The sequence below is a fragment of the Nannocystis sp. genome (genome assembly GCF_016714285.1).
Classification (GTDB): Bacteria; Myxococcota_A; Polyangia; order Nannocystales; family Nannocystaceae; genus Nannocystis.
Genome location: NZ_JADJNN010000042.1, coordinates 71,450 through 83,870, shown reverse-complemented (window position 1 = coordinate 83,870; position 12,421 = coordinate 71,450). Strand labels below are relative to the sequence as shown.

The window sequence follows — 12,421 nt, the reverse complement described above, 5'->3', positions numbered from 1 at the left end:
CGATCCCCCAGGAGGAGCCCCATGCCTGCCCATACCCGCACACTTCTCTCCCTCGCCACCGTCGCCGTGTCCGCCGTGTTCCTGGCCGGCTGCCAGCAGCCGGACGTCCCCTGCACCAGCGCCCACGGCACCTTCGCGGCCCGCTTCGACCTCAAGAGCGGCGACAAGAACCAGCCCTGCGGCCAGCTCACCGGCGACATCCTCGGCATGGCGACCTACTTCGCGCCCGGGGGCGTCAACGACACGCCCAAATTCTACGAGCCCTCGCTCGCCCTGCGGGCGCAGTACCTCTACGCGTACGTCTACGACAACGTGTACGGGCCCTCGAGCGTGTTCGACACCCGCTTGATCGACAAGGAGGTCGGTGACCCCGACTCGCTCGGCGACTTCGCCGATGGGCTGCCCGACGCAGACGGCTTCTGCTCGGTCCCCAAGATGACCAAGGTCGAGCTCAACCTGCCCGAGGTCGTCGAGATCCCACCCACCGAAGACGATCCAGCGACTCCTGATGTCGACGAGAGCGACCCGGGCCTGGCCGGTCAAGCCGCCGCTCGCCTCACCTATGAGTGGGACAACGTCAAGTTCCTCGTGACCGCGGACGCCCAGGGCACGCAGTTCTCCGCCGACCTCAAGTTCACGCAGGACAGTTGCACCGCCAACTACCACGTCGTCGGCGTCTATCCGGCCGTGTTTTGTCTCGACGAAGAGGGCAAGCCAGACGATGAGGTCTGCAAGAGCGACGTGAACGGCATCAACCCCGACTTCCCGACCACGTGCTCGAAGACCTTCGGCTTCTGCGTCCTGAAGGGCGAACTGCCCGCCTACGACTGAGCGCTCGCCTCGAAACGGAGTGAACCCATGGCAACCGACACGACCACCGCACGCACACGCGGACGCCGCGGACTCCAGGCCGCGGCCGCACTGACGGTCTTCTTCTTCGGCGCGGCCCAGGCCCAGGCTCAGACCGCACCGGCGCCTCCCGCCGCCCCCGCGCCTCCCGCCGCCCCCGCGCCTCCCACCGCCCCCGCGCCTCCCGCAGACCCACGCGCGCTCGACACAGAGCTCCCGCAGGCGGTCGAGGTGGCACCCGGCGAGACGCCCCCGCCTGAGGTGACCCCACCGCCCGCCGAGCCGACTCCCGCCGAGCCGCCACCCGAGCCTCCCCCACCGCCCGAGACCGTCGCACCAGCGCCCGCCCCCGCCCCCGCCCAGCTCGGCGATGGCAACCTGGTGGTGAAGGACGAGGAGCAGGCCAATGAGCTGCGGCGCAAGGGCATCGGCGTCATGATCGTCGGCAGCGTCATCACTCTGGCGGGCGCGGCGACCTCGATCGGCTTCACGATCCGCGGCACGCAGTACGAGAACCTCCTCCTCGACGCGACCGAGAACTACAACCGCAGCAACTGCAGCGGCAAGCTCATGATCGCCGAGGGCAGCAAGTGCGATCAGATCAACGGCCAGATCTCCAAGAACACCGACAAGATCGAATTCTCGGACCGCGCGACCCGCGTCGCCGGGGCCGCGATCGCCTCGGGTGTTGTCATCACCGTGGTCGGCGGCATCATCTATCGCCTGGGCATCAATAAGCTGCGCTCCGGCAACATCGCCCGCGTCAAGATGCAGCCGACGCTCGGGCGTGGCTTCGGCGGCCTGGTCCTGACCGGCCACTTCTGAGCCCGCTTGCTCGCGGGGCCCGCACCCGCGGTCCCCCTCGCCGATCCGCCACCGATGATAGAAGGGGGCATGAATTGCCGATTCGCCCCCTGTGCATCGCTCGTCCTCCTCCTCGCCGCCTGCGGCGATGATGGCGTCGCCGGCACCGATAGCAGCACCGGTACGCCGGGCAGCTCGAGCGGCGGCTCGGCCCCGAGCACCAGCGACACGCCGACCACCACGGTCACCAGCGCCAGCACCAGCGGCCCCGGCGAGACCACCAGCGGCAGCACCGGTCAGGTGAGCGCGACGGAGCCCGGCACCGCCACCGGCAGCACCAGCGTCGATCCCTCCGCGAGCGACACCGGCAGCAGCACCAGCGTCGGTCCCGGCAGCACCTCGGGCAGCAGCACCGGCGGCAGCACCGGCGACCCGCCCTGTCCCGACGGCACGATCCTCTGCGAGGGCAACAACGTCAAGACCTGCGACGGCATGGGCGGCTTCAAGGACGAAGCGGTCTGCCCCGACGTGTGCATCGACGGCGTCGGCTGCAAGCTCTGTGTCCCCGGCGAGGCCGAGTGCATGGGCGACAACGTGCTCGTGTGCAACGACAACGGCGACGCCAAGGACATCGTCGACACCTGCGACGGCATCCAGGGCGTCACCTGCAACCCCGACCAGGGCGCCTGCGAGGGCGCCTGCTCGACCGCCGCCCTCGGCCTCAGCTACATCGGCTGCGACTACTACCCGACCGTCCTCCAGCAGCACGACGGCTACAACACCAACCCCCCGCACGAGTACGCCGTCGCGGTGTCCAACACCTCCAACGTCGCCGCCATGATCACGGTCACCCGCGGGCCCAACATGGTCGTCCAGCAGATGGTCGCCGCCAACTCGGTGCAGCTCATCACCCTCCCGTGGGTCAACGAGCTGACCAAGAGCGACGCCGCCAGCGTCCTGGTCAAGGACGGCGCCTACCGCCTGCGCAGCAACAACCCGGTCACCGTCTACCAGTACAACCCGATCAAGGCGACGACCACCAACGACGCCTCCGTGCTGCTGCCCGTCAACACCTGGACCGGCAACTATCTGGTCGCCTCGTGGGACTTCTGGGCCAGCTTCAACTACCCCGGCTTCTACGCCGTGGTCGCCCACAGCGACGGCACCAAGGTCACGATCACCCCGTCAGCGACCGGCAACAAGGTGCGCGCCGGCGGCGGCGTGGCGGCCGACGGCAACGGCGTGATCATGCTCGACGACGGCGACGTGCTCGAGGTGGTCAACAGCGCCGCCGACCTCACCGGCACGATCATCACCGCCGACAAGCCAGTCCAGGTGTTCGGCGGCCACGAGTGCACCAACGTCCCGCTCAACGTCACCGCCTGCGACCACCTCGAGGAGTCGATGTTCCCGATCGAGACCCTCGCCAAGGAGTACCTGGTGGTCCCGCCGGTGCAGGTCCCCAACGACCAGCTCGAGAAGGCGCAGATGGTCCGCATCATCGCCAGCGAGGCCAACACCACCCTCGTCTTCGACCCCGACCAGCCGGTCGCCAAGAACCTCGCCAAGGCCGGCGACTTCGTCCAGATCGCCACAACCACCGCCAAGTTCCTCGTCACCGCCGACAAGAAGATCATGGTCGCCCAGTACATGGTCGGCCAGGACGGCGGCTACGGCACCAGCGACCCGGCGATGCTGCTCGCCGTCAACCCGCTGCAGTGGCGCAAGAGCTACCTGGTCCACGCCCCGACCAGCTGGATCGCCAACTACGTCGACCTCATGGCCAAGACCGGCACCACCGTCACCGTCGACGGCGTCAACGCGGGCGGCTGGAAGGTCATCGGCAACACCGGCTACTCCTACACCCACGTCAAGCTCAGCAACAACGGCAACGGCAACCACAGCATCGTCGGCGACGGCAGCGTCGGCGTCGGCGTGTACGGCGTGCAGAACTACGGCAGCTACTGGTACCCCGGCGGCCTCGACCTCGACGTCATCCCGCAGTGATCGCGCCCGGGTCGGGCTCGGGCGCGGCGGCCTGCCGCGCCTGCGCCCGCAGCAGCTCGGCGTACTCGTCGCCCTCCGGCAGCTCGAGCAGCACACGGATCCGCCGCCGCAGCGCCGCCAGCGGCACGCTCGTCCGCTCCCAGCACAGCCCCACCCCGCGCGTCTGCCACCCGGGCAGCGCGTCGACCTCGACCTCCAGCGCGCGCAGCAGCGCTCGCTGTTCGGCGGGCCCCGCCGCCTGCACCCGACTCGCCGCCTCCGCCGCGCCGACGCCCCGCTGCCGCAGCGTCCACAGGCAGTGCTCCGCGAGCGCGTGGCGCCCCGCGTCGGCCTGCCGCCAGCGGAAGTAGTCGACCACGCGCTCGCTGTCCGGCAGCTCCGACACCCGCGCGTCGAAGCTGGCCAGCGCCCCGAGCAGCAGCGTGAACTTGGCGCTCGCCTCCCCGGCCAGCCGCGCCAGCAAGCGACACGGACTGCTCACCACGCCGGGCCGCAGCAGCAACGAGATCTCGTCGCTCTGCGTGTAGCCGTAGGCCACCTCCACCCCGCAGTTCATCAGGTGGTCCGCGGTCGCGATCATGATGTCGCGGACCCGCACATCGAAGGGTCGGTCGAACTCGTGGCGCGCCCGCATCAGCCCGGTGAAGCCGCGACCGTCGAGGCGAACCACCACGAAGACCCCCGCCGACACCACAGCAGCCTCGCCGCAGCGACCCGCCTCGTACGGTCGCATCGCGGCCTCGAGCTCGTCAAAGTCCATGCGCCTGGCATATCATGCCCCGGTGCGTCGCCGCTGCCTCCTCCTCTCGCTCGGCCTGCTCGCCTGCAACCCTGGCGGGCGCGCCGAGCCGCGGCCGAGCCCCACACCCGACGCCGCCAAGGCCAGCCCCATGCCCAGCGACCCCACGCCTGGCGACCCCACCAAGCCGACGCCCAGCGGCCGCAGCTCCAACCTCAAGTCCGACGAGGAGGCCCGCATCTTCCCCGCGATCGGCCACCGCGAGGGCAACACCTGGGAGATCCGCGTGCACGGCTGGGTCTACGAGCCCGAGTCCGACACCGGCCTGCGCGCCACCGCTGTCGACGCGCTGCGCCTGGCCCTCGAGCTGCCCGACGAGGCCCCCGAGAGCGACATCTTCCGCGCCCGCGCCCGCGCCTTCCTGGTCGACAACGAGTCGATGAAGTCGCTGCTCGTGCGCATCGGCGGCGAGGAGCACGAGCTCGCCAGCACCTCGTGGAATGGCCACACCGACACCGACGTGATCGTCGCCGCCGCCGCCGTGCGCCCCGACGCCACCGGCATCGTCCCGATCGAGGTCATCACCCGCCCGAACGACCCCCGCCGCTTCGGCGGCGTCGCCTTCCTGCTCGAGAACAGCGGCGTCTCGGTCATCTCGGACATCGACGACACCGTGAAGATCAGCGAGGTGCGCGACAAGCAGAAGCTGCTCCGCAACACCTTCATGCACGAGTTCCAGCCGGTCGCCGGCATGGCCGACGCCTACCGCCGCTGGGCCGCCGCGGGCGCGGCCTTCCACTACGTCTCCGCCAGCCCCTGGCAGCTCTTCGACCCGATCGACGGCTTCTTCAAGGCCGCCAACTTCCCGCCCGGCAGCCTGCACCTCAAGCAGTTTCGCTGGAAGGACAGCAGCTTCTTCTCGCTGTTTCAGGACCCGGTCGCCTACAAGAAGCCGATCCTCGCCGCCCTGCTCACGCGCTTCCCCGGCCGCCGCTTCGTCCTCGTCGGCGACTCCGGCGAGCAGGACCCGGAGGTCTACGGCATCATCTACCGCGAGTTCCCGGACCAGGTCGCCGCGATCTACATCCGCGACGTCACCGCCGAGCCCCGCGAGGCCGCCCGCTACACCGCCGCCTTCGCCGAGGTGCCCGGCGATCGCTGGACGCTGTTCACCGACCCCGCGACGCTGCCCGCAGCCTTGCCCGCTGGCCCCGCTGGCGCGCCCTGAACCGCGCCACGCGGCCTGCGCCACGCCGAACCCGACCGTCTGGCGCCACACATGCCCGCCGTACGCCTCGCCCTCGCCTGCCTGTGGCTCGCCGCCGCGCCCGCGGAGAGCCCCGCGCCACCTGTCCCTTCAGCCAGCCCCGCACCACCTGTCCCTTCAGCCAGCCCGGCACCACCTGTCCCTTCAGCCAGCCCCGCGCCACCTGTCCCTTCAGCCAGCCCCGCGCCACCTGTCCCGACAGCCAGCCCCGCGCCACCTGTCCCATCGGCCAGCCCCGCGCCACCTGTCCCATCGGCCAGCCCAGTCCCCGACGCCGCCACGCCGGCACCCTCCGTCCCGCCCGTGCACCCGTTTCGCACGCGCCTCGCGGTCGACCTCCCGATCATCGCCCTGACCGGCGCGATCGGCCTCGCCACGGAGCTGGTCGGCAAGGAGCAGGTGTGGGCCGGCTGCGGCGGCTGCGACCCGGCCCGCATCAACGCCCTCGACCGCGGCGTCCTCGGCAACCACAACGCCGCCGCCCGCACCTACTCGGACATCGGCCTCTACACCGCGATCGGCCTGCCCTTCGCGCTCGACCTCGGCGACGCCCTGATCCAGCGCGGCCGCGACGGCTCCGCCACCCGCGGCCGACACATGCGCGGCTGGGCCAGCGACGCCGTCGTCCTGCTCGAGACCTTCGCCGTCAACTACGCCGCCACCAACGTCGTCAAGTTCGCGGTCCGGCGCCCGCGACCCTACAGCTACGACCCGGACAGCGAGGTCGCCGACCCGACCGCCAACGACGCGCGCCTGTCCTTCTTCTCCGGCCACGCCTCGACCACCTTCGCCATGGCCGCCGCCTACGCCTCGCTGTTCCAGGCCCGCCACCCGCGCTCGCGCTGGATCGCCCCCGTGTGGGTGATCGGCATGAGCCTCGCCAGCACCACCGCGATCGCCCGCGTCGCCGCCGGCAAGCACTTCTGGACCGACGTCATCACCGGCGCCGTGGTCGGCAGCGCGATCGGTGTGGCGATCCCGGCGCTGCACCGCCGTCGCGATCGCGGCGCGCTCCGCCACGTCGCCGTCCGCCTCGCCCCCGCACGCACCGGCTCGCTGCTGCTCGTGCAGGGCCAGTTCTGAGTCACACCGCGTCCGACCCGGCGCCGCAGGTGAGCAGCGGCACGCGCTCGTCGTGCCGCCAGTGCTCCAGTCACACCGCGTCCGACACCGACGCGAAGCGGAAGCCGTCGACCACCAGCGGCGGCACCACGTAGAGCATCCCGCCCTCGACCACCCGCTCGGGCACCCCGAGCGCCAGCACCTGCTTGAGCAGCGCCGCCGGGCTCTCGTTGTAGCGCATGTTCTTGACCGGCCCGACCAGGCGACCGCCCTCGATCCTGAATGTGCCGTCCCGCGTGAGCCCGGTGACGAGGATCTGTCGCGGATCGAGCATGCGGTTGTACCAGAGCCGGGTGATCAACACGCCTGATTGGACCCCGCGGACCAGCTCCGCCACGCTGGCGTTGCCGCCGGCCATGAACAGCGAGCGCGGGCCCGGCAGCGGCGCCCGGCCCTGCTTCTGGGCCCAGAAGCGCGAGCAGCTCTGCGCCAGCAGCTTGCCCTGATCGACCCACACGGTCTGCTCCAGCGGCAGCCCGTCGCCCGCGATCGGCGTCGACGGGTGCCGCGGATCCGCGGGGTCGGAGTGCAGCCGGATCTGCGGCCCGAACAGCGCCTCGCCGATCGCGCTGCCGCCCGGCCGCGAGAAGAAGCTGCGCCCCTCGTCGGCCGCCCGCGCCCCGAGCGACCCGATCAAAAAGCCGAGCAGGTCGGCCACCGCCTGCGCCTCGAGCACCACCGTGTAGGCCCCGGGCGCCAGCGCCGGCCCGCCGCCGCGCGACATCTCGGCCTTGTCCGCGGCCCGCCGCGCCACCGCGGCCGCGTCGATGTCGACCGCCCGGTGAGACATCGCCCCGCCCCAGCCGCTGCCGCTGCCGTCGGGCGTGCGCATCGTCGTCGTCAGGCTCGCCTCGGTCTCGCCGTGGTACGCGAACAGGCCCGCGGATGTCCCAAGGGCCATGCTCCGATGGACATGTTCGAAGAGCCCGGCCGCCACCAGCTTGCCGTCGCGGGCCACCTTGAGCACCCGCGCGACCGCGTCCGTGCGCGCGTCGGGCCCGAGCTTGACGGTGCCCGGATCCTCGCCCGCGACCTTGAGGTAGCGCTGCGGCCCGAGCGGCGGCATGTGCTCCGGGTCCTGCGGGGCGATCGCCGCCAGCGCCTCGGCGCGGGCCACCAGCGCGGCCACCCCGGCCGCGTCCTGGGCGCTGCCCGACACCGTCGCGCTGGCCTTCTCGCGCGTCGCCGTGACGCTCACCTCGACCCGCTCGGCCTGCCCCGACGTGGTCGGCGCGTTGCCGGCGAAGCGGAGGTTGGCGCTGCGGCTGCTGCTCACCCGCACGCTGACATCCTTGAGCGTGGCGGCCTTGAGCGCCGCCTTGATCAGGGCCTGGGCCTCGCTGCGACCGAGAGTCATGTGCCGCTCCCACCACCGCCACCACCGGTATTGAGCACGTTGACGGTGAAGCGCGCCGGCGGGCAGCCGTGGCTGACCGCGTTGCTCTGCTGCGGCTCGCCCTTGCCGTCGCCGATCGTGCCGCCGAGGCGGTAGCTGCCGGCCCCGCCGAGCATGTCGCAAGAGTTCCAGAACTCGACCGTGTTGGCCTGGTAGGCCACGTCGCGCAGCGGCCGGGTCAGGCGACCCTTCTTGATCTCCCAGAAGAACTGCCCGCCGAACTGGAAGTTGTAGCGCTGCTGATCGATCGACCACGAGCCGCGGCCGCTGATGAGGATGCCGTCGTCGGTCGCGTTGATCAGATCCTCGGTGGTGTAGTCGTCGGGGCCCGGCTGGAGGCTGACGTTGGGCATCCGCGGGAACGGCACGCTCGCGTAGCTGTCGGCGTAGAGGCAGCCGCGGCTGCGCTCCTCGCCGGCCGCCGCGGCCAGGTCGCGCGTGGTCTGCCAGCCGACGAACACGCCGTCCTTCACCAGCGGCCAGCGCTGGGCCGCGACCGCCTCGTCGTCCCAGGCCACCGTCGCCAGCCCGCCCGGCTGGGTCCGATCGGCGACGATCTGCACGCGATCGCTGCCGATCTTCAGCTTGCCGAGCTTGTCCGGGGTCAGGAAGCTGGTGCCCGCGAAGTTGGCCTCCCAGCCGAGCGCCCGGTCGAGCTCGGTCGAGTGGCCGATGCTCTCGTGGATCGTCAGCCACAGGTTGCTCGGCGCCAGGATCACCTGCTTGCGACCCGGCTCCACCGGCGCCGCGTGGAGCTTGCGCAGCGCCTCCTCGCCGACCTGCGCCGCGCCGCCGACCAGATCGCTGGCCGTCACGTGCTCGTAGCCCGCCAGCATCGGCGCGACCTCGTGGTCACGGCTGGCGAAGCGCCCGCGCCGGCGATCGATCGCCGTGGCCGTCAAGCCCGGCATCACGCGAAAACAGATCTGATGCACCCGCGAGCCGTCGCCGGTCAGCAGCAGCTTCTCCTCGCGGATGCACAGCAGCGAGGCGTCGACGTGGCCCACGCCCTTGACCGCCATCGCCGCCCGCGCGGCCGCCAGCAGCAGCTCGACCTTGTCGGCCATCGCCACCGCGAAGGGGTCGATCTGCAGCGGCGAGACCCAGCCGCCGCGCACCACCGACGCCGCCGCCAGGACCACCGGCGCCGGCATCAGCAGCGCGCTGCGCCGCGCCATCGCCACCGCCTCGCGCGCCGCCGTCGTCACCGACTTGCTGTCGAGCCGGGCCGTCGCCGCGAAGCCCCAGCCGCCGTCGGCCAGCACCCGCACGCCCAGCCCGTACTCCTCGCGCAGCCCGACGTTGCTGACGTGATCGTCGCGCACGCTCAGCTGCTCGCGCCGCAGGAAGCCGAGGCGCACGTCGACGTGGCTCGCCCCCGCCTGCTGCGCGGCCGCCACGGCGGCGCTGGCCAGCGCCTCGTCGCGCAGCAGCCGGCTCTCACCGAGCATGCGCGCGCTCGCGTCGGCCGCGGCCGGAGCGACCGTCGGCGCCGGCACGCGACTCGGCGGCGGACCGGCCCACACCTCGCGGCGCGGCCACAGGAGGCTCGCACCGGCGAGGCCACTACCCACGAGGAAGCTTCGGCGCGAGCCAGACATCGGCGGCGCATCCTAACAAGCCCCGCGCGCCGACGACAGCCCCGACCCTGGCGCGATCGCCCGAGTTTGGCCACACTGGCCCGGCCATGCCCAAGTCCAACCCACTGTTCGGGATCCTCGCCCTCGCCCTTGCGATCGGCGCCTGCGACAACAAGGCCGAGCCGGCCCCCGCCGCTGCGCCCGTGGCCGGCAAACCGGAGGCGATCAGGCCCGACGCGGCCAAGCCCGCCGAGCCCGCCGCCAAACCAGTCGACGATCGCGTCCTCGCCGACAGCGGCCTCGGCGTCGGCGGCAAGTTCAAGCCCTTCGACATCGTCAACTGCGACAGCGGCGACCAGTACTGTCAGGTCTGCAAGTTCGGCGGCAGCCCCAAGATCATGGCCGTCGGCACCATCGACGACCCCGCCTTCAAGACCGACCTGCAGAACCTCGACGCCCTCGTGCAGAAGTACGGCGAGGACAAGGTCAAGGCCTTCGCCGTCCTCACCGACATCAAGGACGGCAAGTCGAGCACCCCGACGGCCGACCGCGAGGCCCTGATCGCAAAGGCCAAGGCGCTGCGCACGGAGCTCGGCGTCAAGTTCCCGATCGTCGTCCCCGCCAGCGAGGCCGGCGCGGCCAACAAGGAGTTCGACGACTACTACAACGTCACCAGGAGCCGCACCCTGATGTTCGCCGACGGCCGCAACTCGGTGAAATACTCGGCCGTCGCCCCGGCCGACCTCGCCGCCCTCAACACCGCGATCGAGGCGGTCGTCGGAGCCCCCGGCGCCGCCCCGGCCCCCAGCGAGCCCCCCAAGGCCGGCTAAGCCAGTCCACTCCCTCAGGGAATGAAGTACGGGTGGCTCGCCGACGGCGACCACCCCGGCAGGTCCGGCAGCACGAGCAGCGCCCGCCCGAACTGCGCCGCCAGCACCATCACCAGCGGCACGACCGCGACGAGGTAGCCGCGCACCGGCGAGATCGCGTGCGTGCCGGTCAGCGCCTGGCCGAGCTGGTGGAAGAACGACAGCCCGACCAGCGCGAGCAGGATCAGGTACGCGAAGCCGGGCAGCACGCCGAGGTGCAGCGGCAGGTCGATCGCCGCGATCCCGATCAGCGCCGGCGCCAGCGCGTAGCCGGCTGCGCGCATGCTCGCCGCGATCGATCGCGGCGCCCCGCCGGTCAGCGCCAGGGCCACGTGGGTCGCCACGCCGAGCGCGAAGTACAGCAGCGGCACCCCGATCGGCACCATCAGCAGCAGCCACAGCGACAGCACCTCGCACATCCGCGGGTCGAGCAGCGCGTGCACCGGCCGCAGCCGCGTCGCCCCCTCGGGCAGCCACGCCTGCACCGTCAGCGCCGCCAGCAGCACGCCCCACAGCGGCAGGCGCAGCGCCAGCAGCAGCCGCAGCACCGCCCCGTGGGCCACCGGCTCCTGCACGTACGCGAAGCTGCGCCCCGGTCGTCGCAGCAGCGCGACCACGCTGGCCCACACCCGCCACCACAGGCCCGGCAATTCCGGCGGGTCGGCGACCGAGCCGCGCGCCCCCTCGGTCGGCCACTCGATCGGCAGCGCGCTCCACAGCACCCCGCCCTCGGCCAGCAAGCGGCGCCCGAGCGCGTGGCGTTCGCTGCGCCCGATCACCGCCCCCGGCCCGCGTGCGCCCGCGGTCCCGGCCTCATTCACTGCGACAGGCTCGCTCAAGGCGGCGCAGTCTACCCGAAGCCCTCCGCGACTGCATGCGGCCTGAGCCGCGTGCAACGCGTTTCTCACGCGCAGTCGCTGCCCCGGGCGCCGCACGATCCGCGGGCGAGCTCCGGGCCTCGTGGTCGACAGCCGCGGCCGCCCGGGTCTACCCTCCTGGCATGCAGCGCGCCCCCTCTCGCCTCCCCTCGCTCGCGCTCGTCGGTCTGGTCGTGCTGGCTTGTACACCACTCGCCGGGTGTCGCAAGGGTGAGCTCGTCGCCGACATGGACTACGACGACCCCAAGACGGCGCTCGCCGCCATGGACGACGCCAAGCGCGACGCCTGGGTGATGCCCGACCGCGTGGTCCGCAGCCTCGGGATCACCCGCAAGGACGCCGTCGTCGCCGACATCGGCGCCGGCTCGGGCTACTTCTCGCGCCGCCTCGCCCGCGAGGTCCCCGGCGGGATCGTCTACGCCGTCGACGTCGACGACGAGTTCCGCGGCTACATCGAGTCCAACCGCGAGTCGTGGGGCACGCCGAACATCGAGCCCCACCTGGCCTTCTACGACGACCCCGCGCTGCCCGAGCACGGCATCGATCTCGTCTTCGTGTCCAATACCTACCCGTACCTGCGCTCGCGCGTGGCCTACTTCCGCAAGATCGCCGCGGCGCTCAAGCCCGGCGGGCAGCTGGTCGTCATCAACTTCAAGCACGACGCCCGGGTCCCCGACAACACTGCCCCCGCCCCCGAGTTTCGCACCCCCCCGGAGACGGTGATCAGCGAGCTGGAGCAGGCCGGCTTCACGAAGGTCCGCGAGGAGACCTTCCTCCCCTACCAGTATTACCTCGTCTTCCAGCAGGGCCCCGCCAAGCCCTGAGCGAGCCCGCATGACCGCCACCGCCCCGGCTGCCCCCTCGGACATGTCCCAAACGCCCGCCCAGGCTGCCCCTTCGGACATGTCCC

11 protein-coding genes are annotated in these 12,421 nt (G+C 71.8%); 7 read left to right on the top strand and 4 right to left on the bottom strand.

The window, feature by feature from the left end:
• The first annotated feature begins 21 nt into the window (after positions 1 to 21).
• The 3 genes from IPJ59_RS36695 to IPJ59_RS36685 all read left to right on the top strand — a co-directional run bounded on the left by IPJ59_RS36695 (position 22) and on the right by IPJ59_RS36685 (position 3,660).
• The gene (locus IPJ59_RS36695) at positions 22 to 831 is read left to right on the top strand and encodes a hypothetical protein (protein ID WP_293275825.1); all 810 of its coding nucleotides are present in this window, start codon (positions 22 to 24) and stop codon (positions 829 to 831) included.
• A gap of 279 nt (positions 832 to 1,110) precedes the next feature.
• On the top strand, positions 1,111 to 1,674 hold the full coding sequence (locus tag IPJ59_RS36690; RefSeq protein WP_293275824.1) for a hypothetical protein: 564 nt from the start codon (positions 1,111 to 1,113) through the stop codon (positions 1,672 to 1,674).
• A 69-nt stretch (positions 1,675 to 1,743) separates the two neighbouring features.
• The gene (locus IPJ59_RS36685; RefSeq protein ID WP_293275823.1) at positions 1,744 to 3,660 is read left to right on the top strand and encodes an IgGFc-binding protein; all 1,917 of its coding nucleotides are present in this window, start codon (positions 1,744 to 1,746) and stop codon (positions 3,658 to 3,660) included.
• Here the strand turns inward: IPJ59_RS36685 and IPJ59_RS36680 are convergent.
• Entirely contained in the window at positions 3,647 to 4,420 is a 774-nt protein-coding gene (locus IPJ59_RS36680) for a tRNA(His) guanylyltransferase Thg1 family protein (RefSeq protein WP_293257628.1), read from the bottom strand. The genes IPJ59_RS36685 and IPJ59_RS36680 overlap by 14 nt on opposite strands.
• Positions 4,421 to 4,442: 22 nt before the next feature.
• Here IPJ59_RS36680 and IPJ59_RS36675 point away from each other — a divergent pair, with 22 nt between their 5' ends.
• A complete protein-coding gene (locus IPJ59_RS36675; protein WP_293275822.1) occupies positions 4,443 to 5,627 on the top strand; it encodes an App1 family protein in 1,185 nt (394 codons plus the stop codon).
• A 51-nt stretch (positions 5,628 to 5,678) separates the two neighbouring features.
• Positions 5,679 to 6,749, top strand: a complete 1,071-nt coding sequence (locus IPJ59_RS36670) for a phosphatase PAP2 family protein (RefSeq protein ID WP_293275821.1) — start codon at positions 5,679 to 5,681, stop codon at positions 6,747 to 6,749.
• A gap of 70 nt (positions 6,750 to 6,819) precedes the next feature.
• Here the strand turns inward: IPJ59_RS36670 and IPJ59_RS36665 are convergent, their stop codons facing one another.
• Positions 6,820 to 8,145, bottom strand: coding sequence for a metallopeptidase TldD-related protein (locus IPJ59_RS36665; RefSeq protein WP_293275820.1), 1,326 nt, complete (start codon positions 8,143 to 8,145; stop codon positions 6,820 to 6,822).
• Entirely contained in the window at positions 8,142 to 9,785 is a 1,644-nt protein-coding gene (locus IPJ59_RS36660) for a TldD/PmbA family protein (RefSeq protein ID WP_293257616.1), read from the bottom strand. Before IPJ59_RS36660 ends, IPJ59_RS36665 begins: the two co-directional genes overlap by 4 nt.
• A gap of 86 nt (positions 9,786 to 9,871) precedes the next feature.
• On the opposite strand from IPJ59_RS36660, the gene IPJ59_RS36655 reads away from it, so the two are divergent.
• Positions 9,872 to 10,594, top strand: a complete 723-nt coding sequence (locus IPJ59_RS36655) for a hypothetical protein (protein ID WP_293257613.1) — start codon at positions 9,872 to 9,874, stop codon at positions 10,592 to 10,594.
• A gap of 14 nt (positions 10,595 to 10,608) precedes the next feature.
• On the opposite strand, the gene IPJ59_RS36650 is transcribed toward IPJ59_RS36655, so the two are convergent.
• Entirely contained in the window at positions 10,609 to 11,472 is an 864-nt protein-coding gene (locus IPJ59_RS36650; protein ID WP_293257610.1) for a hypothetical protein, read from the bottom strand.
• Between the two features lie 161 nt (positions 11,473 to 11,633).
• On the opposite strand from IPJ59_RS36650, the gene IPJ59_RS36645 reads away from it, so the two are divergent.
• Positions 11,634 to 12,335, top strand: coding sequence for a class I SAM-dependent methyltransferase (locus tag IPJ59_RS36645; protein WP_293275819.1), 702 nt, complete (start codon positions 11,634 to 11,636; stop codon positions 12,333 to 12,335).
• Positions 12,336 to 12,421 lie beyond the last annotated feature (86 nt).

Excerpts from the sequence above, each read along its gene's own strand:
- IPJ59_RS36695 (WP_293275825.1), top strand. The coding sequence starts at position 22 with ATGCCTGCCCATACCCGCACACTTCTCTCCCTCGCCACCGTCGCCGTG.
- IPJ59_RS36685 (WP_293275823.1), top strand. The coding sequence starts at position 1,744 with ATGAATTGCCGATTCGCCCCCTGTGCATCGCTCGTCCTCCTCCTCGCC.
- IPJ59_RS36680 (WP_293257628.1), bottom strand. The coding sequence starts at position 4,420 with ATGGACTTTGACGAGCTCGAGGCCGCGATGCGACCGTACGAGGCGGGT.
- IPJ59_RS36670 (WP_293275821.1), top strand. The coding sequence starts at position 5,679 with ATGCCCGCCGTACGCCTCGCCCTCGCCTGCCTGTGGCTCGCCGCCGCG.
- IPJ59_RS36665 (WP_293275820.1), bottom strand. The coding sequence starts at position 8,145 with ATGACTCTCGGTCGCAGCGAGGCCCAGGCCCTGATCAAGGCGGCGCTC.
- IPJ59_RS36660 (WP_293257616.1), bottom strand. The coding sequence starts at position 9,785 with ATGTCTGGCTCGCGCCGAAGCTTCCTCGTGGGTAGTGGCCTCGCCGGT.
- IPJ59_RS36655 (WP_293257613.1), top strand. The coding sequence starts at position 9,872 with ATGCCCAAGTCCAACCCACTGTTCGGGATCCTCGCCCTCGCCCTTGCG.
- IPJ59_RS36645 (WP_293275819.1), top strand. The coding sequence starts at position 11,634 with ATGCAGCGCGCCCCCTCTCGCCTCCCCTCGCTCGCGCTCGTCGGTCTG.